Annotated in this window: 22 protein-coding genes; 12 read left to right on the top strand and 10 right to left on the bottom strand. The window is 30.8% G+C overall.

Translation table 11 applies throughout. The features are described from left to right. Positions 1 to 80: 80 nt before the first annotated feature. From dapB to ACOYLT_RS03565, 3 genes are all read left to right on the top strand, one after another. Positions 81 to 788 carry a 4-hydroxy-tetrahydrodipicolinate reductase gene (dapB, locus tag ACOYLT_RS03575; RefSeq protein ID WP_422852475.1) on the top strand — a complete coding sequence of 236 codons (708 nt, stop codon included), beginning with the start codon at positions 81 to 83 and terminating at the stop codon, positions 786 to 788. A gap of 78 nt (positions 789 to 866) precedes the next feature. Then, a complete protein-coding gene (lepB, locus tag ACOYLT_RS03570; RefSeq protein WP_422852474.1) occupies positions 867 to 2,417 on the top strand; it encodes a signal peptidase I in 1,551 nt (516 codons plus the stop codon). 76 nt (positions 2,418 to 2,493) lie between these two features. Continuing rightward, positions 2,494 to 3,108 (top strand): WbqC family protein, encoded by a 615-nt coding sequence (locus ACOYLT_RS03565; protein ID WP_422852473.1) that lies wholly within the window; start codon positions 2,494 to 2,496, stop codon positions 3,106 to 3,108. Here ACOYLT_RS03565 and ACOYLT_RS03560 read toward each other — a convergent pair whose 3' ends face one another. The 6 genes from ACOYLT_RS03560 to ACOYLT_RS03535 form a co-directional block, all read right to left on the bottom strand. Next, positions 3,109 to 4,158 (bottom strand): endonuclease/exonuclease/phosphatase family protein, encoded by a 1,050-nt coding sequence (locus ACOYLT_RS03560; protein ID WP_422852472.1) that lies wholly within the window; start codon positions 4,156 to 4,158, stop codon positions 3,109 to 3,111. Positions 4,159 to 4,165: 7 nt separating this feature from the next. Beyond that, positions 4,166 to 5,029 (bottom strand): rhomboid family intramembrane serine protease, encoded by an 864-nt coding sequence (locus ACOYLT_RS03555; protein ID WP_422852471.1) that lies wholly within the window; start codon positions 5,027 to 5,029, stop codon positions 4,166 to 4,168. Positions 5,030 to 5,032: 3 nt separating this feature from the next. After that, positions 5,033 to 5,812 (bottom strand): rhomboid family intramembrane serine protease, encoded by a 780-nt coding sequence (locus ACOYLT_RS03550; protein WP_422852470.1) that lies wholly within the window; start codon positions 5,810 to 5,812, stop codon positions 5,033 to 5,035. Further along, positions 5,809 to 7,659, bottom strand: coding sequence for a DNA mismatch repair endonuclease MutL (mutL, locus tag ACOYLT_RS03545; RefSeq protein ID WP_422852469.1), 1,851 nt, complete (start codon positions 7,657 to 7,659; stop codon positions 5,809 to 5,811). The genes ACOYLT_RS03550 and mutL overlap by 4 nt, the downstream gene beginning before the upstream one ends. 175 nt (positions 7,660 to 7,834) lie before the next feature. Next, positions 7,835 to 8,311 carry a 6,7-dimethyl-8-ribityllumazine synthase gene (ribH, locus tag ACOYLT_RS03540; protein ID WP_422852468.1) on the bottom strand — a complete coding sequence of 159 codons (477 nt, stop codon included), beginning with the start codon at positions 8,309 to 8,311 and terminating at the stop codon, positions 7,835 to 7,837. 78 nt (positions 8,312 to 8,389) lie between these two features. Continuing rightward, positions 8,390 to 9,178, bottom strand: a complete 789-nt coding sequence (locus ACOYLT_RS03535; protein ID WP_422852467.1) for a tetratricopeptide repeat protein — start codon at positions 9,176 to 9,178, stop codon at positions 8,390 to 8,392. Between the two features lie 143 nt (positions 9,179 to 9,321). Between ACOYLT_RS03535 and recF the strand changes: the two genes are divergently transcribed. The 9 genes from recF to ACOYLT_RS03490 all read left to right on the top strand — a co-directional run bounded on the left by recF (position 9,322) and on the right by ACOYLT_RS03490 (position 19,409). Further along, positions 9,322 to 10,401: a DNA replication/repair protein RecF gene (recF, locus tag ACOYLT_RS03530; RefSeq protein WP_422852466.1), complete on the top strand. Its 1,080-nt coding sequence runs from the start codon at positions 9,322 to 9,324 to the stop codon at positions 10,399 to 10,401. A 38-nt stretch (positions 10,402 to 10,439) separates the two neighbouring features. Next, positions 10,440 to 11,135 carry a rhodanese-like domain-containing protein gene (locus ACOYLT_RS03525; protein ID WP_422852465.1) on the top strand — a complete coding sequence of 232 codons (696 nt, stop codon included), beginning with the start codon at positions 10,440 to 10,442 and terminating at the stop codon, positions 11,133 to 11,135. Position 11,136: 1 nt separating this feature from the next. Next, entirely contained in the window at positions 11,137 to 11,811 is a 675-nt protein-coding gene (locus ACOYLT_RS03520; RefSeq protein WP_422852464.1) for a DUF2461 domain-containing protein, read from the top strand. A 6-nt stretch (positions 11,812 to 11,817) separates the two neighbouring features. Beyond that, the gene (locus tag ACOYLT_RS03515) at positions 11,818 to 12,885 is read left to right on the top strand and encodes a glycosyltransferase (protein WP_422852463.1); all 1,068 of its coding nucleotides are present in this window, start codon (positions 11,818 to 11,820) and stop codon (positions 12,883 to 12,885) included. A 3-nt stretch (positions 12,886 to 12,888) separates the two neighbouring features. Then, the gene (gene asnB, locus ACOYLT_RS03510) at positions 12,889 to 14,736 is read left to right on the top strand and encodes an asparagine synthase (glutamine-hydrolyzing) (RefSeq protein WP_422852462.1); all 1,848 of its coding nucleotides are present in this window, start codon (positions 12,889 to 12,891) and stop codon (positions 14,734 to 14,736) included. 42 nt (positions 14,737 to 14,778) lie between these two features. Next, a complete protein-coding gene (gene murB, locus ACOYLT_RS03505; RefSeq protein ID WP_422852461.1) occupies positions 14,779 to 15,792 on the top strand; it encodes a UDP-N-acetylmuramate dehydrogenase in 1,014 nt (337 codons plus the stop codon). 460 nt (positions 15,793 to 16,252) lie between these two features. Beyond that, a complete protein-coding gene (locus ACOYLT_RS03500; RefSeq protein WP_422852460.1) occupies positions 16,253 to 17,359 on the top strand; it encodes a glycosyltransferase in 1,107 nt (368 codons plus the stop codon). Beyond that, positions 17,350 to 17,901 (top strand): RNA polymerase sigma factor, encoded by a 552-nt coding sequence (locus ACOYLT_RS03495; protein WP_422852459.1) that lies wholly within the window; start codon positions 17,350 to 17,352, stop codon positions 17,899 to 17,901. The genes ACOYLT_RS03500 and ACOYLT_RS03495 overlap by 10 nt, the downstream gene beginning before the upstream one ends. Before the next feature lie 281 nt (positions 17,902 to 18,182). Continuing rightward, on the top strand, positions 18,183 to 19,409 hold the full coding sequence (locus ACOYLT_RS03490) for a serine hydrolase domain-containing protein (protein WP_422852458.1): 1,227 nt from the start codon (positions 18,183 to 18,185) through the stop codon (positions 19,407 to 19,409). On the opposite strand, the gene ACOYLT_RS03485 is transcribed toward ACOYLT_RS03490, so the two are convergent. From ACOYLT_RS03485 to ccsA, 4 genes are all read right to left on the bottom strand, one after another. Then, the gene (locus ACOYLT_RS03485; protein WP_422852457.1) at positions 19,410 to 20,240 is read right to left on the bottom strand and encodes a CvfB family protein; all 831 of its coding nucleotides are present in this window, start codon (positions 20,238 to 20,240) and stop codon (positions 19,410 to 19,412) included. A gap of 154 nt (positions 20,241 to 20,394) precedes the next feature. After that, complete coding sequence (locus ACOYLT_RS03480; RefSeq protein WP_422852456.1) at positions 20,395 to 20,547, bottom strand: hypothetical protein; 153 nt, start codon at positions 20,545 to 20,547, stop codon at positions 20,395 to 20,397. 147 nt (positions 20,548 to 20,694) lie between these two features. After that, entirely contained in the window at positions 20,695 to 21,300 is a 606-nt protein-coding gene (locus tag ACOYLT_RS03475; RefSeq protein ID WP_422852455.1) for a glutathione peroxidase, read from the bottom strand. A gap of 83 nt (positions 21,301 to 21,383) precedes the next feature. Next, positions 21,384 to 24,503 (bottom strand): cytochrome c biogenesis protein CcsA, encoded by a 3,120-nt coding sequence (gene ccsA, locus ACOYLT_RS03470; protein ID WP_422852454.1) that lies wholly within the window; start codon positions 24,501 to 24,503, stop codon positions 21,384 to 21,386. Between the last annotated feature and the right edge of the window lie 274 nt (positions 24,504 to 24,777).

The following is a 24,777-nucleotide window of genomic DNA, read 5'->3' as shown; positions in this document are numbered from 1 at the left end:
TATCATTTGCTCCCGATGTTTATCAAAATGAAATCAATGCAAAACCAAATATTGGTTTGACTTTTAATTATAGATTTTAGATGAAAATAGCCTTGCTTGGATATGGGAAAATGGGCAAAGTAATTGAAAAAATTGCTTTGGAAAGAGGACATAAAATTGTACTTAAAAAAACCAGTTCCAATACATTTGAAGGACTAACAAATGCTGATGTTGCTATTGATTTTAGTATGCCAAATGTTGCTGTTGAAAATATTTCCGCATGTATCAATCAAGGAATTCCAGTAGTTTCAGGAACAACAGGCTGGCTTGAGAATTATGATGAAATGGTCAAACTATGTGAAAGCAAAAATGGCGCATTTCTATATGGTTCAAATTTCAGCTTAGGAGTGAATTTATTCTTTGAATTGAATGACTATTTAGCAAAACTAATGTCGAAATTTAAAGAATATAAAGTTTCGATGGAAGAAATTCATCATACTCAAAAACTTGACAAACCGAGCGGAACAGCTATTACACTTGCCAACACTATTATCAATCATACTGATAAAAATGATTGGTCTATTGAAAACCCAAAAGAAGATGACTTGTTTATAGAGGTGAAACGAAAAGAAAATGTTCCTGGCACACATACCATTATCTATAATTCTGAAATTGATTTTATAGAAATCAAACATGTAGCCCATAACCGAGAAGGATTTGCTTTAGGTTCCATAATAGCCGCCGAATGGATAATTGACAAAAAAGGAGTTTTCACTATGAAGGATGTTTTAGATTTACATTCCATTTAAAAATAACAATTTTCAAAATCAGTAACAAAACTATATTTAGATAAACATATACACTCATAAACTTTTAAACTTATCATTATGACACTATTTCAATGGTTTATATTTTTCTTAGCAGTTCAAATTATTCATGGTTTAGGAACTTGGAAATTATATGAAAAAGCAGGAAGAAAAAGATGGGAAGCCTTTGTTCCTGTATACAATTCTATTGTTTTAATGAAAATAATAGGACGTTCAACTCTTTGGACTCTATTACTTTTTATACCTGTAATCAACTTAATAATGTTTCCAGTAGTGTGGGTAGAGACTTTGAGAAGTTTTGGGAAGAAATCAAGTGCTGACACGTGGTTAGGAATTTTTACTTTCGGATTTTATATTTATTATATCAATTATACTCAAGATGTAAAGTATATCTCTGACCGCAGTATAGTAGCTGCTACTAAAACAGGAGATACCATAAGCTCCATACTATTTGCTGTGGTAGTTGCAACATTAGTACATACTTATGTAATGCAACCCTTTACTATTCCAACAGCATCTTTGGAAAAATCATTGTTAATAGGTGATTTCCTTTTTGTGAGCAAGTTTCATTATGGGGCAAGAACTCCAATGACAGCAGTTGCCGCGCCAATGGTACATGACACCTTACCAGTTATAAAAAAGAAATCTTATTTAAGTTGGCCACAGATACCTTATTTCCGATTTCCTGGTTTTCAAAACATTAAGAAAAATGATATTGTAGTTTTCAATTGGCCAGCTGATACTGTTTATAAATTCTTTGATACCTCAGGAAGAAGTATTGTTAAACCTATTGACAAAAAATCAAACTATGTAAAACGCTGTCAAGGAACCCCTGGCGATTCTTTACAAATAAAAAATGGTGTGGTTTTCATTAATGGTAAAGAATTAATCTTGCCAGAAAGAGCCAAACCTCAATATTCTTATTATGTAACCTATGATATGAATACACCTATTGATTTTGAATATGTGCTTCAAGATATAGGATCAACAGATGGTGGAGGATTCAAAAATGAAACTAGAGACACCCTTATTTTAAGAGCACTTACAACTGAAGCTGCAAGTCGATTAAAAAATATAACTGGCATAAAATCTGTATCTCGTATAGTTTCAAAAGAAGGAGAATCTAATATTTTTAGTCATAATCCTGATTGGAATGCAGATAACCTTGGCCCTATTTATATTCCTGAAGCTGGAAAAACTGTTGCATTAAATTTGAATTCATTACCCTATTATAAAAGAATAATTTCAGTTTATGAAAAACATGACTTAAAAGTAGTTGGTAATGATATTTACATTGACAACAAAAAAGTAACTAGCTATACTTTCCAACAAAACTACTACTGGATGATGGGAGATAATAGACATAATTCTGAAGACAGTCGCTATTGGGGTTATGTTCCTGAAGACCACATCGTAGGAAAACCTGTTTTCATTTGGTTAAGTTGGGACACTCATGGCAAAGGAATTCATAAAATACGTTGGGAAAGACTTTTCACAACCGTTAGCGGTGATGGACAACCAGAATCCTATTTCAAGTATTTTTTAGGATTGGTAGCGTTATATGTACTTAGTGATTATTTTTGGAAGAAAAGAAAAAATGCTAAAGCGTAGTTAAAAAGTTCTAAGTTAAGAGTTCCGAGTAAAAACAACCCGAAACCCAAAACTTGAAACCCGCAACTCATAACCAATGAACAATATTTTAATTCATCCAAGCTATTTTCCATCCATAAGCACTTTTGTGGCCATCGCTCAAAGTGATTTGGTGACATTTGAAATGGATGATAATTTTCAAAAACAAACCAATCGTAACCGAATGTATATATATAGTCCAAATGGTATTCAGTTATTAAATATTCCTATCAAACATTCAAAAACTGCGCATCAAAAAACAAAAGAAGTAAAAATAGAAACTGCTTTTGATTGGCAAAAACAACATTTTAAATCACTGGAAGCTGCTTATAGAACTTCCCCATTCTTTGAGTATTTTGAAGATGATATTTCTCCTATTTTTCAAAAAAAACATACTTTTTTGATGGATTTAAATATGGAAACAATGGCTATAGTTTCTAAGTGTCTTGGACTTATATTTGATTATAATGAAACCGATGAATATTTCCATACTGTTTCAGACAAAACTGACTTGCGCAATTTAGTTAATGGAAAAAAAGATACTTCAGTATTTGAACCTTTTACTCAAGTTTTTGGAGAAAAACACGGCTATTTGAATAATCTTTCCATTTTGGATTTATTATTCAACGAAGGAAGATATGCCTTAGATTATTTGAAGAAACAACAATTATAATTATTGCATAAAACTCAAACGAGTCATTATCGGAAAATGATCAGAGTTCTCAAACTGAGCGAAAGTAGTGAAGCTTTTTACTTTGATTTTCTTATTGGCAAAGATGTAATCTATTCGCGCTGGATAATACTTAAACTTATAGGTTTGTCCAAAACCATTTCCAGCTTCTTCAAAACAATCATTTAAATCACCTTTTATGGTTCTGTAAATATAGGAAAATGGACTATTATTCATATCTCCACAAATAATAACTGGATAATGACATTGGTTTTTATGATGCACTAAAACAGAAGCTTGCTGTTCTTGTTTTTTAAACGCTTCGCGAATCCTATTAAACACTTCTGCTGATTTTTCTTTATTTACAGAGTCTACGTGTTCTGACATTTCATTTACATCAGGAGATATTTTTATTGACTGTAAATGAATATTATACACTCTAATCGTGTCTTTTCCTTTTCTGATATCCGCATAAATAACATTGTTTCCTGCTTCGGGAATTCTGAAATCGCCTTTATTGAAAATAGGAAATTTTGAAAAAATAGCTTGACCCGTTTTTATATTTTTCCCTTCCATAAAAACAGCTTTGTATTTATATACTCTTAAATCTAAATTAGCATTTTCAGAATACTCTTGAATGCAAAGAACATCAGGATTTTGTTCATTGATAAAGGTCAAAATAGAATCTCCAACGTTACTTTTAGGTATCCAATCAAAAAGATTGAATAAGCGCACATTATAACTCATCACGGTGAAGTCTTTTTCCTCTGGTTCTATTTCATTAGAAGAAAATCTATAAAATTTATTGAAAAAAGTAATACCAAGCAATAATACCAGACCCGATAAAATAACTTGTCGCTTTAATTGTAGTAACCAATAAATAAAAAACAAACCATTTAGAATAAGAAAAAGTGGCAAAATCAAAGTCAGAACCGAAAGTAAGGGAAACATTTTTGGGGCCAAAAAAGGTAAAATATAAGCAACAAAAGTCAATACAGTAATCACTATATTGAAGCCAAATACTATTTTATTAAACCATGATAGTTTCTTCATTAAAACTTTATTTTCCTGCTTTGAACAAGAATTCTTTTTCTTCAGTTGTCAAACTGTCATAACCAGATTGACTTATTTTATCCAAAATTTCATCAATTTGTTGTTGAGTTTTATCTTTGACAACAATTGTACTTTGTTTTTTAGTAGCAGGCTTTTTGGGGTTAACATGTACTTTTTTGAATGGAGTACTTTTCTTTTTATTGAACATATTAGTAAAAAAATCAATCAAGAAACTAACTATATTACTTAAATCAATCCTGTTTTGTAAAAACTTAATAAAAATAAATCCAAAAAAAGCACCACTCAAATGAGCAATATGTCCACCTGTATTATCAACTTGGATTTGCAATAAATCTAAAATTAGAAGTACAGCAGTAATGTGCCAAAGTTTTACATTGCCAATCAACAATAATCTAATTTCCATTAAAGGTTGGTAAGTTGTTGTAGCCACTAATAATGCCATAATAGCTGCAGAGGCTCCAACCATAAATGAAGTTTGATGCAAAAGATAAAAAGTCCCCACAAAACACAAACCTGCAAAAATGGCGCTCAACAAGTATAATCCTAAATATTGTTTTTGGGTGAAAAAAGTAAGGAACAATCGGCTAGAAAAGTTCAGAACCATCATATTGAAAAACAAATGCATAAATCCGAAATGAAAAAAAGCATAAGTCAATAAAGTCCATGGTTTTGTATATACTACATTTGGTTCAGAGGAAATAGCCAACCAATTTGGATAATCAAAAACACCTAACTTAAATTGATAGAATAAAGGAATCGACACCAAAAAGATTCCCACATTCCAATAAATCATTTTATTGGCAATGCCTCCTATTTTATATTGAAATTTCAAATCTTCAATTATACTCATAGTTTAATTCCAACGATTTTTATTAAACGAATTTTTCTTCCAATACCACATCATTAAAAAACCTGTCAATGCACCACCAACATGGGCAAAGTGAGCAATACCTGTTCCACCGCTTCCAAAAAGAGAACTTCCTTTGAACCCTAAGAATAAATCAACGGCTAATAAACCAGGTACAAAATATTTAGCTTTAATAGGAATAGGAATAAACATTATGCCCAATTCTGCCGTTGGAAACATAAATGCAAAAGCCGTTAACAATCCATATATTGCACCAGAAGCTCCAAGTGAAGTACCATTAAACGAAAAATATAATTGTTCAAGAGTTGATAATTGAACTTTTTGTAATATTTCATTGCTATACTTTCCTTCTTTCATAATAGTTGCAATGGCATCACCGGGAATCTTTGCTTCTTGCAAAGCTGCCAATGCCTGATGGTACTCGAAATAATTAAAACCTACATGCAACAAAGCAGCCCCTAATCCGCAGGAAATGTAAAAGAAAATAAACTTTTTTGCTCCCCAAAAATGTTCTAAAGCACTTCCAAATGAGACTAAGGCAAACATATTAAAAACTATATGCATTATTCCTGCAGAACTTCCGTTTCCATAAACTGGAGCATGCATAAACATACTCGTCAAAGGTTGCCAAAACTTAAAACTATGATTCTCTGGATAGTATAAAGAAAATAATTGGTAAGCTACGTCACCAATATAATTGGAACCGATGTAAAAAATAATATTAATAATCAGTAACTGCTTTACAGTTTCGGTCATTCGCATCATAGGGCAAATTTTTTATCTAAATCTTCCACACTCATAGTGATGAAAGTTGGTTTTTGAAAAGGTGAAACATTAGGTTCTTTGCAAGCAAAGAGATTGTGCACTAAGTTTTCTTGTTCTTTTTCGGTTAAATAAGTTCCCGTTTTTACGGCTAAACTTTTAGCCATTGATTTGGCAATAGTATCGTTTTGAGAAAAACTATTATCTGGAATTCCATCTTGCAAATCTGTGAGCAAATCATCCAAAACAAAGGAAGCTTTGCTTTCAGTAATAGTTATGGGTAAACCCGAAACTAGGATAGAATCGTCATGAATAGCATCAAAAATAAATCCTAAATTTTCCAAAGCTAATTGTAATTCTGCAATTAATTTAATTTCAGCTGAAGAAAAATACAACTCTAATGGAAACAATAATCGTTGGCTCGAAGCTTGTTTTACGGTCATACTCGTTAGAAATTCTTCATACAAAACGCGTTCATGAGCTCGCTTTTGGTTAATGACAACCATACCTGATTTTATTGGGCTTACAATATATTTTTTATGAATTTGGTACGTTCTTTTAACTTCTTGTTCAACTTCGGTTTCTTCAAATAATGATGAAGTAACAGCATCATTTTCAAAAGTCATTTTAGTAATTTCCTGTCCAGCTTGCTTTAGTCCAATATATAAACTTTCCCAACTTGGCTGTACTTCTGGTTTTCTATAATTAGAAGATGACGCAAAAGATTTATTTGGCTTATCTTCAGAAAAAGGATTATAGTTACTATCCACCTGAATAGTTGGATAATCTGCTTCTTTATTTTGATATTGATAGGGGGTATCAAGATTAGGATCACGATCAAAATCCAAGACTGGCGCTACATTAAATTGCCCTAAACTATGTTTGATAGCTGAACGTAAAATAGCATACAGAGCATGCTCATCATCAAACTTGATTTCTGTTTTGGTGGGATGAATATTGATATCAATGGTATGTGGTGGCACATCGAGATATAAAAAATAACTTGGTTGCGCTCCATCTTTTAGCAATCCTTCATATGCAGCCATCACCGCATGATGAAGATAACCACTTTTTATAAAACGATTGTTGACAAAAAAGAATTGCTCTCCTCTGTTTTTCTTTGAAAATTCTGGTTTACCTATAAATCCTTGCAAGTTTACTATTTCGGTTTCTTCTTTTACTGGAACTAACTTTTCGTTAGTCTTTCCTGCAAAAATATTGACTATACGTTGACGAAAATTAGAAATAGGCAAATTAAAAATCTCACTTCCGTTGTGATACATCGTGAAATGAATATTAGGATGTGCCATAGCTACGCGTTGAAATTCATCTACGATATAGCGTTGTTCCACCGTTTCTGATTTTAAGAAATTGCGTCGTGCGGGGATATTGAAAAATAAATTTTTAATAGAAAAAGAAGTTCCCTTTGGTAAAACTGCTGGTTCTTGCGACACAAACTTACTACCTTCAATAATAATGTGTGTTCCTAACTCTTCTTGGTCTTGTTTGGTTTTCATTTCCACATGAGCAATAGCTGCAATAGAAGCTAATGCTTCACCGCGAAAACCTTTGGTATGTAATGAAAATAAATCTTCTGCCTGACGGATTTTTGAAGTAGCATGACGCTCAAAACATAAACGTGAGTCGGTTACGCTCATTCCTTGACCATTATCTATAACTTGTATTAAAGATTTTCCGGCATCTTTTATAATAAGTTTAATATCTGTAGCTTTGGCATCAACAGCATTCTCTAATAGTTCTTTGACTACAGAAGCTGGCCTTTGTACCACTTCACCAGCAGCAATTTGATTGGCAACATGATCAGGAAGTAATTGAATTATACTCGACATTCTTTAGTGTTCAGTGTTCAGTAAATAATATTCAGTAATTGGTTTACTGAAGCAAGCAAATTTAAGCAAAAACTATTGGGATTTATAGTTAATAATTGCCTAAAAATAAAAAACCTATTCCGAAATAGAGTAGGTTGGTATTATTAGTTAAAATAAATTATTACAATGTTTTCTTTCACAAATCAGCCATTTTAATTGCGGCAATGGCGGCTTCAGTACCTTTGTTTCCATGAATTCCTCCACTTCTATCAATAGATTGTTGTTCGGTGTTGTCAGTTAGCACACAAAAAATAACGGGAATATTACCTTCAGCATTAAGCATTGCAATACCATTTGTAACACCTTGGCATACAAAATCAAAATGCATCGTTTCTCCTTTAATTACTGAACCTATGGTTATAATTACATCAAAATCTCGCGATTTCATCATTTGCTTTGCAGCATAAATCAACTCAAAACTACCTGGAACATTTTGTCGCACAATATTATTGGGCAAAGCACCGCAGTCTAGCAAAGCTATTTCTGCACCTGAATATAAACCGTTAGTTATGTGATTATTCCACTCAGAAACAATAATCCCAAACCGAAAGTTTTTCGCGTTTGGGATTGTGCTTTTATCGTAATTGGATAAGTTTTTGTTTGCAGTAGCCATTATTATTAGTGTTCAGTCATCAGTTGTATGTGTTCAGCAAGATTAACTGTCAACTAAACACTGAATACTGATAACTATTTATTGAGCTAAACCAATCAAAGCATCAATTTGTTGTGCTTCAGGAGAAGTATCAAAATTGTCTTTGATATCATTGAAATATTTTAAAGCATCTGTTTTATTACCTAATAATAAAGACGTTTTACCTGATTTTAATAAATATCTTGGTCTTGTAAAATTATTTTTATTAGCATCCGCAGCTTTAATGTAATATTCTAAGGCTTCTTTTTGTTTGTTTTGTTGTGCGTAAGCATCACCAACAGCGCCTTTAGCTAAAGTACTTAACATAACGTCATTCGATGAAAATTTCTCTAAACTAGTTACTGCCTGAGCATATTTGCCTGTATTTAAATAAGAGATACCTGCCATATAATTTGCTTCGTTAGCAGCGTCGGTTCCAGCATATTCTTCAGCAATTTTAATTACACCAGATTTACCTTCTGAACCTTTTAAAACTAAATTGTATAAAGAATCTGCTTTATTTGAAGTATCATCAACTGCTTTTTGAAAATTTTGTTGCGCTACAAATAATTCTTCGGCAGCTACTTGTTGATTTGGCTCGTTTATAAATTTTTGATATGAAAAATAACCAACAGTTGCTAAAACCACAACAGTTAGTATGCCTAAAATGTATTTTTGATTTTTTGCAATGAAATCTTCTGCTCTTGAAGCTGTTTGATCTAATGATTCAAATGCTTTTGCAGTTGCACTATTTTTTTCATCAACATTAACATCTTCAATGAAATTGTTATCTAATTTTTCAGCTTTTTCTTTTGGTGCTTTATATCCTCTTTTGTTAAAAGTTGCCATATATTTCTAATTTAGTGTCCGCAAAAATAAAATTTTTATTCCTATTTAAAAGCGATTTTTGTCGATATTTTTCAATAATTTGCAGGCACTTTCAAAATAGATAATAAAAATCACATCCTTTTCAGTAATAGTAAGCTTTTACAATGTTTTTAAAAAATATTTCGGTCCTCAATTATAAAAATTTTTCGGAAGCAAATTTTGATTTTGATGCCAAGATTAACTGCTTTGTTGGTAAAAATGGTATTGGGAAAACCAATATTCTTGATGCAATCTATCATTTAGCTAATGGGAAAAGCTATTTTAATCCTTTAGCAGTTCAGAATATCAAACATGGAGAAGAGTTTTTTGTTGTTGACGGAGAATTTAAAAAAAATAATAGAACGGAACAAATTCTTTGTAGTTTAAAAAAAGGTCAAAAGAAGATACTAAAACGGAATAGTAAATTATACGAAAAATTATCGGATCACATTGGTTTTATTCCTCTTGTAATAATATCTCCCGCAGATAGGGATTTAATCGTTGAAGGAAGTGAAACACGCAGAAAATTTATGGATAGTGTAATTTCACAATTAGACAATTCTTATTTGCAAGAACTTATTCAGTATCAAAAAATAATCAGTCAACGTAATGCTTTACTCAAATACTTTGCTTTAAACCATGTTTTTGAAAATGATACTTTAAGTATTTATAATGAACAATTGAATAACCTTGGTAAAATAATTTTTGACAAACGGGAGCATTTTTTAGTTGATTTTATTCCAATATTTAATAAATATCATCAAGAAATTACTAATTCATCTGAAACAGTGCAGCTAATTTATCAAAGTGATTTATTTGAAAAAGATACCATAACGTTACTAGAAGAAAACCTCAGCAAAGACAGAGTTTTACAATATACCTCTGTAGGAGTTCATAAAGATGATTTATCCTTTGAAATTGATAATTATCCTATAAAAAAATTTGGTTCACAAGGCCAACAAAAATCATTTCTCATTGCATTAAAACTAGCCCAGTTTGATTTTGTAAAAAAACAAAGTGGAGAAAAACCCATTTTACTTTTTGATGATATTTTTGATAAGCTTGATGAATTTAGAGTAAGCAAAATTATTGAAATGGTAAATAATGAAGAATTTGGACAATTATTTATTTCTGATACGCATCCAGAACGTACTGAAGATATAGTAAAAACTACCCATCAAAGTTATAAAATATTTAATTTGTAGTGAGTTCCTATTTTGTAAATTAGCTAAAAATTTAAATTATGAAAATCAAATTTCTTACACTTATTGCAATTAGTCTTTTATTTTTAAATTGTCAAGGACAACAATCTAAAAACATACAAACTGTTGACGTAAAATCGTTTGCCGAAAAACTTAAATCAAACAAAAATTCACAATTATTAGACGTTAGAACTCCAGAAGAATTTAACAGTGACCATATTGAAAATGCCACTAATGTAAATTGGAATAGTGATGATTTCATAACTAAATCTGAGAACTACGATAAATCAAAACCTATTTTTGTGTACTGCAAAGTAGGTGGAAGAAGTTATCAAGCAGCAACTAAATTAGCTGAATTAGGTTTCAAGGAAATCTATAATTTAGAGGGAGGAATCATGAAATGGAATGCAACTGAAAACACAAAGTCCAGTAGTAAAATTATAGGAATATGTGACCAAGAATATGCAGAGCTAATTAAATCAAGTGATCGTGTGATGATTGATTTTAATGCAAAATGGTGTGCACCTTGTCAAAAAATGAAACCATATATTTTAAAACTTCAAGCTGAAATGGCAGCCAAAATAAAAATTGTACAATTAGATGCTGATGAAAATAAAACAATAGTTGACCAGCTAAAATTAGACGGTTTGCCTGTTATTATTGTTTATGAAAAAGGCATAGAAGTATGGAGAAATATTGGTTACATCACTGAAGATGATTTAAGAAAACATTTATAGTATGATAACCAAAGAAGCTTTACAATTTCTTACAGATTTAATTGCCAATAACAATACCGAATGGATGCATACCAATAAAAAAAGGTATGAAAACTATAAGAAAGAATATCATAACTATATTGCGTCTATTTTAAATGAGATGAAACCTCTTGATGAATCATTAGAACTTTTGGAAGTAAAAAATTGTACTTTTAGAATTAACCGTGATATTCGTTTTTCAAAAGACAAATCACCTTATAAAACCAATATGGGAGTTTGGTTGACACAAAATAAATTCAGAAAAAATAGTCCAGGTTATTATATTCATTTTGAAAAAGGAAACTCTTTTATCGCTGGCGGTGTTTGGTGCCCTGAATCAGAGGAATTAAAAAAAATCAGGAAAGAAATTGCTTTTTTCCACGAAGATTTGGAAGCAATAGTAAATGACTATAACTTTAAAAAAGAATTTATTTCCATAACACAGAACGAATCAAATTCATTAAAAAATGCGCCTAAAGGATTTGAACCCAATCATCCTGCTATTGAATTTTTAAAACTTAAAAGTTTTACGGCTTCAGAAAAAATTGATGACGAACTATTTACAAACAAGGATTTTAGTAAAGTTATTGCTCAAAAATTAATTGTATTAAAACCATTGAATGAATTTTTAACCCGAGCTTTAGCAACTGAAGATTAAATCCTAATGTCAAAAAAAAGAATTCTATTTTTAGGAGAAACCTACCGTGCAGATGCTATTACCTGGATGAATGGTCTCAAGGAATTTGGCGATTTTGAAATTCTTACTTGGGAACTGCAAAATAGTAGTAAAGGTATCCATCGAATACTAAGACTATTAGAATTGACAAAAGCATTTTTAATTATAAAAAATATTGCTAAAAAGTTTAATGCCGATATGGTGATAGCAGAACGAACAACAAGTTATGGCTTTTTAGCAGCACTTTCAGGAATAAAACCTATGGCAATTGCTCAACAAGGGATTACAGATTTGTGGCCAAAATATTCTCTTTCATATCCAATCAAAAAAATACTTCAAAAATATGTTTTTCAAAAAGCAGATTTAATTCATGCTTGGGGAAATGTAATTGCTGAAGACATCAAAAAATCGGGTGTTGAGATGACAAAAGTTATGACTTTACCAAAAGGAATAAATTTAGCTTTATTCAAATTTAAAGACACATCAGAGGACAAATTGATAAATGCAATAGTTACACGATCTCTTCAACCTGAATATAAACATGATGTAATTTTAAAAGCTTTTGCTATTTTCAAACAAAATAACATTCCTTTTAAACTAACTGTTATTGGAGACGGAATTGAATTATCTAATTTAAAATCTTTGGCAAAAGAACTAGCAATAGATACAGATGTTGATTTTGTAGGCAGAATTGAAAATAATAGCATTCCAAAATTTTTACTTAATTCAAATTTCTATATCAGCATGCCCGTAACAGAAGGGGTTTCCGCATCTCTTTTTGAAGCAATGATGTGTGGATGTTTCCCAATAGTGAGTGATTTACCTGGTAATAGGGAGTGGATCTCACAAAAAGTAAACGGTATACTTGTACCATCAGAAAATGAGTTTAAATTAGCAGATGAATTGCTCTGGGCATACAATAATTTAGCTTTAAGAAAGAAGGCTATTTCCGATAATCGAAAATTTGTAGAAGAACATGCCAACTATGAGAAAAACATGAGGAAAATTGCTCAAAAATATCATGATTTAATTAATGTTAAATCTATTTCCCAATAAAGTATGTGTGGTCTCAACGGGATTTTCCATTTAAACTATAGAAGAGTAGATGAAAATCAACTTGTAAAAATGCGTGATGTTCTTGAACATCGTGGACCAGATGACAAAGGCATTTATCTCAACAATAATATTGGATTAGGCCACAGAAGATTATCTATTATTGATACTTCTTCTGCCGGACATCAACCTTTTATTTCTGATAACGGAAGGTATATTATTGTTTTTAACGGCGAAATTTATAATTATCAATCCTTCTATCCCGAAATAAAAAATAAAGGAATCACTTTAAAATCAGGTTCAGATACTGAAGTTTTATTAAAACTTTACGAATTATATGGAATGGATGTGCTCCGTCGTCTACAGGGAATGTTTGCCTTTGCCATTTGGGATAATGAAGAAAAAAAACTTATCCTTTGTCGGGACAGAATGGGAGTAAAACCTTTGTATTATTCTTTTTATCAAAAAACTTTATTTTTTGCATCTGAACAAAAAGCAATTTTCACGGCTGGTGTACCTCTTGAAATTTCAGAAAATGGTATGGAAGAATATAGCTATAATCGTTTTGTTGCAGGGGAAAAAACACTTTATAATCATGTGAAAAAACTTTTACCTGGACATTACATGATTATTGATGAAAATGGGAAAAGTTCTTCAACAAGATGGTGGAATTTAAAAGAAGAAATCCAAAATCATAAACCTATTAACAATCCTAAGAAATGGTTTGAAGAAACATTTTTTGAATCAGTAAAATTGAGAATGGTTAGTGATGTGCCTGTAGGCGTATTGCTTAGTGGCGGATTAGATTCTTGTTCCATTTTATCAAGTTTATATCATCAGCATTTTAAAAACATTGAAACCTTTAACATCAGTTTTTCCGAAAAAGAGCATAATGAACATCATTTAGCAAAAAGAATAACTGAAGAATATCATTATCAGTTTAATCATACTCAACTTGACAATGAAACTTTGTATCAAAATTTAATAGAGACTACTTATTTTCAAGACGAACCATTGATGCATCTTAATGAACCTCATCTTTTAGCCATAGCAAAATTGTCAAAATCAAAAGTAAAGGTAGTGCTTTCAGGAGAAGGTGCTGATGAATTAATGGGGGGTTATGTTCGTTACAAAGCTTTGAAAAATCCATCTTTATTGAAAATAATTTCTCAAATTGCTAAATTCGAAACTTTCAATAAGCAACCTCGATACGATAAATTATTTCGATATTCTAAAATAAATAGCGATTCTGATTTAGTTATTTTCAATGGTTCCAATGTTTATCCAGAGGATGTTAAATTATTTTATGGTGACATAAAAAAGCCTGAAAATGAATATCGCCATCAAGTTTTAAAAGAAGCCCAAGAATTATATCCTAAAAATTTACAACGTAAAGCTTTATATTTTGATCAACATACCTATTTATGCTCATTACTCGATAGAAATGACCGATGCACTATGGGAGCATCCATTGAGTGTCGAGAACCTTTTCTAGACAACCGATTAATTGCTGGATTAGGAACACTTGATGATAAATGGTTATTTACAGGCAAAAAAGGAAAATTCATTCTCAAAACCATTATGGAAGACAAACTTCCAAAAGAAATTATAGATTTCAGAAAAATTGGTTTAAGTGCACCTTGGGGAAGTTATTTATTAAATTTTCCAAGGTTTATTGATGAGTTAGAAAACTTTGCAACAAGTACTATTTTCAATATGCCAATGCTAGAAAATATTGATGGAAAAAAATTAGTTGCCGAAGTTAGAAAAGGAAATACTAAGATTTTACCCTATATAATGCCTCTATTTATGCTTCATAAATGGCAAAAACATTACTACACTAAATTCGTTTAAAATCTTTAGCCTATTTTTGTAAGTAAATAGAATTTACAAAATATGAATATCCAACATAATATCTCTTTAAAAAAATATAACACTTTTGGTATTGAAGCCAAAGCTAAAGAATTTGTAGCGGTTCATTCTGTTTCAGAATTAAAAACTATTTTACAAGAAAATAAAAGCAATGCAAAGTTTATTCTTGGTGGTGGGAGCAACATGCTTTTGACAAAAGATATTGATGCATTAGTTATTCATATTGACCTCAAAGGAAAAAAAATACTAAAAGCAAACGATGATTTTGTTTGGGTAGAAAGTATGGCTGGTGAAAATTGGCACGAATTTGTGCTTTGGACTATTGATCAAAACATTGGTGGATTAGAAAACATGTCGCTTATCCCGGGAAATGTAGGAACAACACCTGTTCAAAATATTGGAGCTTATGGCACAGAAATCAAAGATACTTTTGTTTCTTGCGAAGCTATTAATATTGCAACACAAGAAATGAAAACTTTTAGTACAGAAGAATGTCATTTTGGCTATCGCGAAAGTATTTTCAAACATGCAGTTAAAGACCAATTCATAATTACATCGGTAGTTTTTAAACTTACTAAACGTAATCATAAAATAAACACTTCCTATGGAGATATTACTAAGGAATTGGAAAAACAAAATGTCATCTCCCCTACTTTAAAAGATGTTTCTAATGCTGTAATTGCTATTCGTCATAGTAAATTGCCCGACCCAAAAGAACTCGGCAACAGTGGAAGTTTCTTTAAAAATCCAATTATTACAAAAACTGAATTCGAAAAAATCCATGTATTACATCCCGAAATGCCACATTATATAGTTTCAGAAACCGAAGTAAAAGTACCAGCAGGTTGGCTTATTGAAAAAGCGGGTTTCAAAGGAAAACGTTTTGGTGATGCCGGAATTCATAAAAATCAGGCATTAGTTTTAGTAAACTATGGCCACGCAACCGGAGAAGAAATTCTAAATGTTTCAAAAGACATACAGGCTAAGATACTAAAGGAATTTGGAATAGCTATTGAAGCAGAAGTAAATGTGATTTAGAAATAGGAAAAAGGGATTAGAGAAAAGATAATTGATAATTGATTTATTTATAAGAAATATATAAAACGAAAACCTAGAAGTCATTAAAAACTTCATTCATTAAAATGGTTTTACTGTTTTTAATTAAACTAATAAAAGTCATTGAGACTAATATTCCGTTACTTTTTTACAAAACTCATGTTAAATACTTATTGGGCAAATTTCCAAGGAAAATCAAAAGGAGAGATTATAGCATTTGAAATAGTAATAAATACAATTGAAGCTCAGAAAAAATGATCACAAAACAGGGATAAAAAAATCACGATAATATCATCTTAGAGTTAGACAAAACTAATGACAATCAAGCCATTATTATCGCTAATGAAATGAAAAAAATAGCTAGGAATTTGTTAAAATTCCTTTGATTTTTGACTGTAGAATAACTACATTTGCAAACCTCTTTAAAAGAAGAAGACACATTATGTTATTATCTATTTTCTGTTTGTTTATTGTTGTAGTTGTTATCCAATTTTTGTATTATATAGTTATTTTTGGCAAATTTTCATTTGCAAAACCTCAAATAGCAACACCAAAGAGAATCCCTATTTCCATTATTGTTTGTGCAAAAAATGAAGAAGAAAATGTAAAGAAATTTATTCCACTTCTTCTAGAGCAAAACTATCCAGAGTTTGAAATTATTTTAATTGATGATGCTTCAAGTGATGAAACATTAGAGATTTTCGAAGAATTTGAAAAACAAAATTCCAATGTAAAATTGGTGAAAGTAGAGAACAATGAAGCTTTTTGGGGCAATAAAAAATTTGCATTAACACTAGGAATAAAAGCAGCAAAACATGAATACCTATTATTTACTGATGCTGATTGTTTTCCAACGTCTAAAGATTGGATAAAGAATATGAGTTCTCAGTTTACTGCTAAAAAAACAATAGTTTTGGGTTATGGTGCTTATGAAAAAATAGGGAATTCATTTTTGAATAAACTTATTCGTTTTGAAACTTTAATTACTGCTACTCAATATTTTTCTTGGGCAAAAATTGGAAAACCTTATATGGGAGTTGGTCGAAATATGGCTTACAAACGTGAAGAGTTTTTCAAAGTTAGAGGTTTTATGGATCACATGAAAATTCGTTCTGGCGATGATGATTTATTCATAAATCAAGCTGCAAATAAAGATAACACTACCATTTGCTATTTACCTGATAGTTTTACTTATTCAACACCAAAAACTACGTTCAAAGAGTGGTTTGCCCAAAAACGTCGTCATGTTTCTACTGCAAAACATTATAAAAATTTTGACAGAAATCAATTGAGTATTTTTTATCTAACTCAATTATTATTTTTACTGTTACCAATAGTTTTATTATTTTTTCAATTTCAATGGATTGCTGTTTTAAGTATCATCATTTTCCGGTATATATTTGCATGGATTGCCGTTGGATTTGCAGCTGGAAAACTAAAGGAAAAAGATGTGATGTATTGGTTTCCTATTATTGAGATTTTTTTAACTTTTACACATTTGAATGTTTTTATCAGTAATGCATTTTCAAAACCTGTACATTGGAAATAAACACCTATATAGATAAAGCTAAAACAGGGGATCAAGTTGCCTTTACTTATTTGCTTGATCATTATTGGAATGAAGTCTATGGCTTTATGCTAAAACGGACTGAAAACGAAACGGATTCGGAAGATATTACCATTGAAACTTTCTCTAAAGCTTTTGACAAAATAGCTACTTACAATCCAGAATTTCAATTTAACACTTGGCTAATTGCAATTGCAAAAAATGTGCATATTGATATGCTTCGCAAAAAAAAATCTACTGTATTTGTAGAAATTACCGATGAAGAGGATCAACAAGCCTATAATATTGCTGATAGTTCACCTTCGGCAGAAGATGAATTAATTACAGAGCAAAACTTATCACGTTTATTACAATATATCAAAAAGTTAAAACCTCATTATCAAGAAGTCATTCAAATGCGCTATTTTCAAGAAATGAGTTATCAAGAAATTGCTGAACAACTCAACGAACCATTAAGTAATGTTAAAATCAAATTGCTTCGTGCCAAAAAACTATTAGCTGAAATCATCGAAAGCACAAAATAATTCATCCTTAACATCAAAATTTCATTTTGAATACTTGTTTTTTAATGATTTTTTTATATTTAATAAAATGATTTTCAATTCTTATACTATTTTTACTAGTGTAGTGCTTCTCTTTTTAGTTTCTGAATTAGGATTGCTTTCTTTTTTAGTAGTGAAATTATACGAAATCAGATAATTCCAATTGGCCCAAATATTACTCCAATTAACTTTAAACAATTATTAAGAAAACAAAGGTTTTAATTTCAATTTAATATTGGTATTATTGTAATTATTTTGAAATCATGAGGTTTATCCTAATCAACTTTTTTTTATTATTATTTTTTATATTTTCAAATCCAAAGACTGGATACTCCTATTTTTATTTCAATTCAAAAAAAATAGAGGACAGCACTATTATAACGGTTCCATTTAATTTAAAATTCAATACTGTCTCCGAAGAATATATTATTGAAAAGAGAGCAAAAATAGACTCCTTTTATAATAAATTTATCAATTCACCTTTCTACAGTGGCAGTTTTATTGTGGTTAAAAATGGGAAAGTGATTTATGAAGATTATAAAGGGTTTGCCAACGTAAAAACTGGAAAAAAAATTGATGCTTCAACACCAATTCATTTGGCTTCGGTAAGTAAAGTTTTGACTTGTACAGCCATTTTAAGATTAGTACAACAAGACAATTTAATGTTAGACCAAAAAGTGACTGATTGGCTTCCTAAATTTCCTTATAAAAACACTACCATAAGAACCTTGCTCAATCACAGAAGCGGATTACAACATTATGCTAATTTTCCGGGATTGATGAAAAAAAGATGGGATAGAAAAAAAATATTGACTAACCAAGATGTATACAATTTATTAGTTCAGAATAAATTTAAATTACTAACACCAAATGATACTCGATTTGATTACTGTAATACCAATTATGTAATTTTAGCCTTAATTATTGAAAAAGCTACCGGTTTAAATTATCGCAAAGCCATGCAGGAGTTACTTTTTAAACCATTAGGGATGAATAATACCTATGTTTTCGATTATGATACTGATAGAGAAACTGCTTCAAAATCTTATAAAGGAAATACTATTTTTCATTGGGATCAGTTTGATAATTTGTATGGCGATAAAAACATTTATTCCACTCCAAGAGATTTAGTTAAATTTGATTTAGCAACATATTCTCCTGATTTTATAAAACCCGAACTTTTGCAAGAATCCTATTTTGGCTATAGTGCTGGTAATGTAAAAAACCCACTAAAGGATTATGGATTGGGAATGCGTATGAGATTTTTACCTCCTTCTGGTGAAAAAATGTTGTATCACAACGGCTGGTGGCATGGAAATAACACATCGTTTGTCCCTGTAAAAAAAGATACTGTTATTGTAATTTGTTTAGGAAACAAATATTCAAATAGACCCTATGCAACATTAAGTATGGTGAGTAATCTTTTTTATAAAAAGAAAACAGCTATAGAAACTCCACTTCCATGTACTGAAACTGAAGGCGCAGAATAATTACTCTTTCATTAAATAGATTCCGTCGTCTTTTATTTCTATTAGTTTGTCTTTATAGAGTGAACCAATTCCTTTTTTAAAGGTCTTTTTACTCATCTTCAATACCGTTTTAATATCTTCTGGATGACTATTGTCATTTAGCCTTAAAAAACCTCTACTAGCTCTTAGTTCCTGTAAAATTTTATCGGCATTAGTTTCAATATTTTCATAACCCAATTTTTGAAGTGATACATCTATTTTATGATCTGGGCGAATGGTTTTTATATAACCTGTCAATCTATCGCCAAGACGTATATCATCATAAACTTGATTTTTATATAACAACCCTTTATGAATATCGTTAATGATGACATTTATACCTAAGTCTGTGATGTGTGATATGATTAACTCTACTTCATCACCTTCTGTCACAGTTAATTCTTCATTATTCAAAAACTGATTAGTCTTACTTGATGCGACTATTCTGTTGGTCTTTTGATCAATATAGGCAAAAACCAGATAGCGTTTTCCTTTTTCCATTGGACGTGCTTGTTCTTTGAATGGAACAAACAAATCTTTCTCCAATCCCCAATCAAGGAAAGCACCAAATTTATTGACGTAGTTTACTCTTAACAAACCAAATTCATCCATCAAAATATAAGGTTCTAATGTAGTAGCAACAGGTCGTTCCTCGTGGTCTAGATAAACAAACACAATTATTTCTTCACCTATAGTGTATTGCTTAGGAATATATTTCATAGGTAATAACACATCAGTCGCTCCATTGGTTAAAAAAAGTCCCACTTTGGTTTCACGAGCTATGGTTAAAGTATTGTAATGTCCTATATTCATTTTGGTATTGTTGTAATTTTATGTAGCAAATATAAGGTAATTCTTTTTTGCCATTAATAAAGTAATAGCTTATAAATTAGTTTTAAATAAAAGCCTAAGTAGAGTACAGCTTGTATAAAATAAAACCTGAAAAAGCTTTAGGTTTTAGAATTGATTATAAATAGTATTCAATTTCAATTTCGTTTTCCTCCAAAATAGTATGTAAATAGAGACTTTGATTAGCATCATATTTTTCTTTACCACTTTGATACCATTTTTGTATCACATCAATTTGAAAAGGAGTATTAGCATCAGAATTAATAGGCATACCAAGCATACAAAACAAAAAAAATCTTTAAACCAATAGACCATTTAAGCTCATCAATAAAAAATCTACAAAGAGTATAGTTAACTTTAAGACTAAAATTGAATTTGCTCTTTTTTAAAAAATATCTGAGAGTCTAAACAGTATATATTACTTTCCGTTTATCCAACCTACGATGGCTGCATCTGTTGGTAATACTCTTGGCGATAAAACTTTTACTAGTACACCTTCTTCATTAATAAGGTATTTTTGGAAGTTCCATTCTACTTCACTGTCTTGTAATCCGTTTTTACTTTTCTGAGTTAAGAATTGATATACTGGGTGCTTATCATTTCCTTTTACAGATATTTTACTCATCATCGGAAAAGTAACTCCATAATTAAGTTGACAAAACTTGGCAATTTGTTCGTTACTTCCTGGCTCTTGTGAACCAAAGTTGTTAGCTGGAAAACCAATTATAATAAAGTTTTTATTTTTATATTTTTCATAGATAGCTTCCAAATCTTTGTACTGTGGCGTTAATCCGCATTCTGATGCAGTATTAACAATTAGGATTTTTTTCCCTTTAAGCGAGGTAAAATCAAATTCTTTGCCATATAAATCTTTTACTTTAAACTGGTAAATAGTTTCAACTTGAGTTTCTGTGTTCATATTTTCATTAGAATTAGGGTTAATTGCAACAATATTGGGTTGTGCATTGTTTTGGCAACTCCAAAGGAATAATAAGCCGAAAGTGAAAATTACAAGTTTTTTCATTGTTAAAAATTTTATCAAAATTACTGTTATTAAAATAAGAGTAATGGTCTATTAAGAGTAATTTATGACTAGTTTGTACTTATTTATTTTTTATAATACTTTCTAAACTTTGGATAAGCTAAAATTCCAATTAATGTCATACCTCCCAAAGTTTGCCAAATCCAACTTAACGATTTTGCTTCGCCACTTGCATAGGAATGCAAGCCTACCAAGTGAAAATTTACACCATAATAAGTAAATAAAATAGAGACAAAAGCATACATCGCCATTAGATTAAATATCCAAGAATTTCTAAGCGAAGGAACAAAACGAGCATGAATAACAAAAGCATACACCATAATACTGATTAACGCCCAAGTCTCTTTTGGATCCCAACCCCAATACCTACCCCAACTTTCATTTGCCCATTGTCCGCCCAAGAAGTTTCCAATAGTTAGCATTATCAATCCTACGGTCAAAGCCATTTCGTTGATATATGTAATCTCTTTGATGTTCAATTCCATTTTGGCTTTATTCTTTTCATTGGTAAAGAATATCAATACTAAAGCCACAAACCCTAAAATCATTCCCAAAGCAAATGGTCCATAACTTGCCACAATAACTGCCACGTGTATCATCAACCAATAGGAATTCAAAACGGGTTGTAAGTTTGCGATTTCTGGATCAATCCAGTTGGCATAAGCTGCAGTTAAAATCATAGCAGTTACAAAAGCAGAAGAAGCTACTGTCAATTTGGATTTTCTGTCAAATGCCAATCCAAAAAACATGGTTGCCCAAGCTACATAAACAATGGCTTCGTAAGCATTACTCCAAGGAGCATGTCCAGAAATATACCAACGAGCCATTAATCCTAGCGTGTGCGTTGCAAATAATAATCCAATTAAAACATGCAAAACATTTACGGTAACAGACAGCCATTTTTTCTCTTTAAAAATTTGAATAATGGTAAACAACATCATCAAAGCGGCAATGGTTAAATACCAATAAGGCAACTTCTGAAAAACATCATATTTATTATACAAAATCTCATAATCAATTTTTTTATCCGACGGGCGAACCGATTTTCCAAATTTCTTTTGATAGGATTCTATACCATTCAACATAGTGTTTGCCATAGTATAGTCTTTTGTTTTTGTACCAATCATCAAAGACTCTAAATAATATGGAAAAGCGGTTTTGATAGTATCTAATGCATTTCCTGTAGAGTGACTGAGTTCTAAATTAGAAAGCCATTTGTTATTTTTATCATTTGGAACAGGATATATTTTGAGAATACTGCCAAACAATGCACTGTTCATTAAATTCACTTTCTTGTCCGTTTCAACAAAATCTTTTTCAAATTGGTTTGGGTTAGCGGTTTTATATGCTTCATCCAAATATGGGGACAATTTGTAATTTCCTTTATCATCAAAGAATTTTTTAAATGGGATGAGTTTTTCAGTTTTATCGGCGCCAATAATTTTTCGGATACTGTCGTTTCCACCCTTGATATAAATTAAAGGCACTTCTATCCATGCAAACGGAAACTGTTTCATCGACAAAAAAACTTGATCGGGATTCATGCCATTAAATTCATTACTATGACTTACTTTTCGCAACAACTCCGATGAAAAAGTGTTTATAGGTTTCATCCTTCCGCCAGCATCTTGAATTACTAATCGTCCAAACTGAGCAGCTTGTTTCTCTGGAACTTTATAATATATAATAGAGTCCAAATAATTCATTTTTGGAGTCGTGTGGGGATGATTTTGGGAAAAACCAGTAAAGGAGAAAAACAAGACTATTATTGTAAGCAGTTTTTCTTTTTTTCTTTTAACGTTTTCTAGTTTTCGTTTCAAATCGGCAAAGCGAGAATGTTTGGTAAACAACAACGCCATCATGCAAAAGAAGAGCAAAAAATAACCAATATAAGTTATCGTTGTTCCCCAAAAATCATGGTTTACCGAAAGTACCGTTCCTTTTTCATCTGGAGAAAAAGATGCTTGAAAGAAACGATATCCTTTGTAATCCAATATATTATTCATGAAAATGCGAGCATAAAACGTTTCTTTTTTATCTACAACAGTTACTTTACTTTCATAAGCAGAATAACTTTTTTCTGTTCCAGGGTATTTTTCAGCGATAAAATCATTTAGCTTAATAGAAAATGGTAATTCATAAGCTTTACTGCCATAGAAAAGTGTAAATTCTAAAGAGCCAAGCTTAACATTAATTGGTTCACCTGTTTTACCTTTAGAACCTATCAACGTAATTTCTTTATTTTCATTGCCTACTTTTAAATTTAAAACGAGTGCGTCATCGTGTTCTTTTGCTTTATAATCGCCACTAGATTTAAAAGTTTTTACTCCTTTTTTTGGTTGGTCTGGAATAACAAATTGTGATCCACCTAGGTTATATAGCGAGCGATATATTAATTCTTGTACTGAATCTTTGGTTACTTTACCTTGCAATTTATCAGCCATTCTCATAAATTCTCCATCAAATGGTGCTGAAATAGTATTGTTTTTACTATCAATATTAATAGCACCTTTTGTTGGTTTGTTTAGAACAAATAGCACATTGTGAATGTTTTGAACTTCACCTTCTTTTAACATGTGTTCGTGTCTCGTTCCATCACTAGACTCGACTAACTTGAGATAAACCTTTCCATTTGTGGTTTCTTCAATGGTTTCTTTTGCATCCAAAACAAACTCTTTGTACTCAATTTCAAAAGGAACTTCAGCAAATTTCTCGTTAATAGCAAATTGATTATTTGTTGCTGGAGACATTAAAAGTGCTTTTTCAAGTGTTAGTCTCATCATTTTGCCTTTATAATCACCATCTACAAAAACGGTTAAAAAGCTTTTCTCAGAAAAAAACTGATTTGAACTTGAACCTTCTCTAATGGGCATCATACCTTCATAACTAATATAGCGAGTAATAAAAGCTCCAATGATGATAAATATCCATGATAAATGAAACAAAAGCGTTGCCCACTTTTCTTTTTTATACAATTGGTATCGCTTGATATTCCCAACAAAGTTGATCACAAAAAAGAACATAATAGCTTCAAACCACCAAGCATTGTAAACTAAAATTCGAGCAGTATCTGTGTTGTATTTACTTTCAATAAAAGTTCCTGTAGCCATCGCTACAGCAAAACCAATAAACAAAACTGCCATTAAACGTGTAGAGAATAAGAACGAGACTATTTTCTTTTCCATGAGTTGGAATATTTTTTTAAGTGGTACAAAAGTAAATTAAAATTGTTGATTCCTTAACAGTTTGCATTGAATTAACAACTGTTTTATTAAATTCTAATACTAGTTATATTATCAATAACAATGAAATAATTCTTATTGATATAAAAACAAATCTTACTAACAATTTTTAAAATACAATCAAACTAAAAAAGGATCTTTTCAAGAATTCAGATTAGAGAGAGGCATGGACAGTAACGCATTGACTGTGCTGCACCTATAAAACAAAAAGTCCTTC

The organism is Flavobacterium sp. (genome assembly GCF_049318185.1).
Lineage (GTDB): Bacteria > Bacteroidota > Bacteroidia > Flavobacteriales > Flavobacteriaceae > Flavobacterium.
This window is presented reverse-complemented; position numbering and strand designations above follow the sequence as displayed.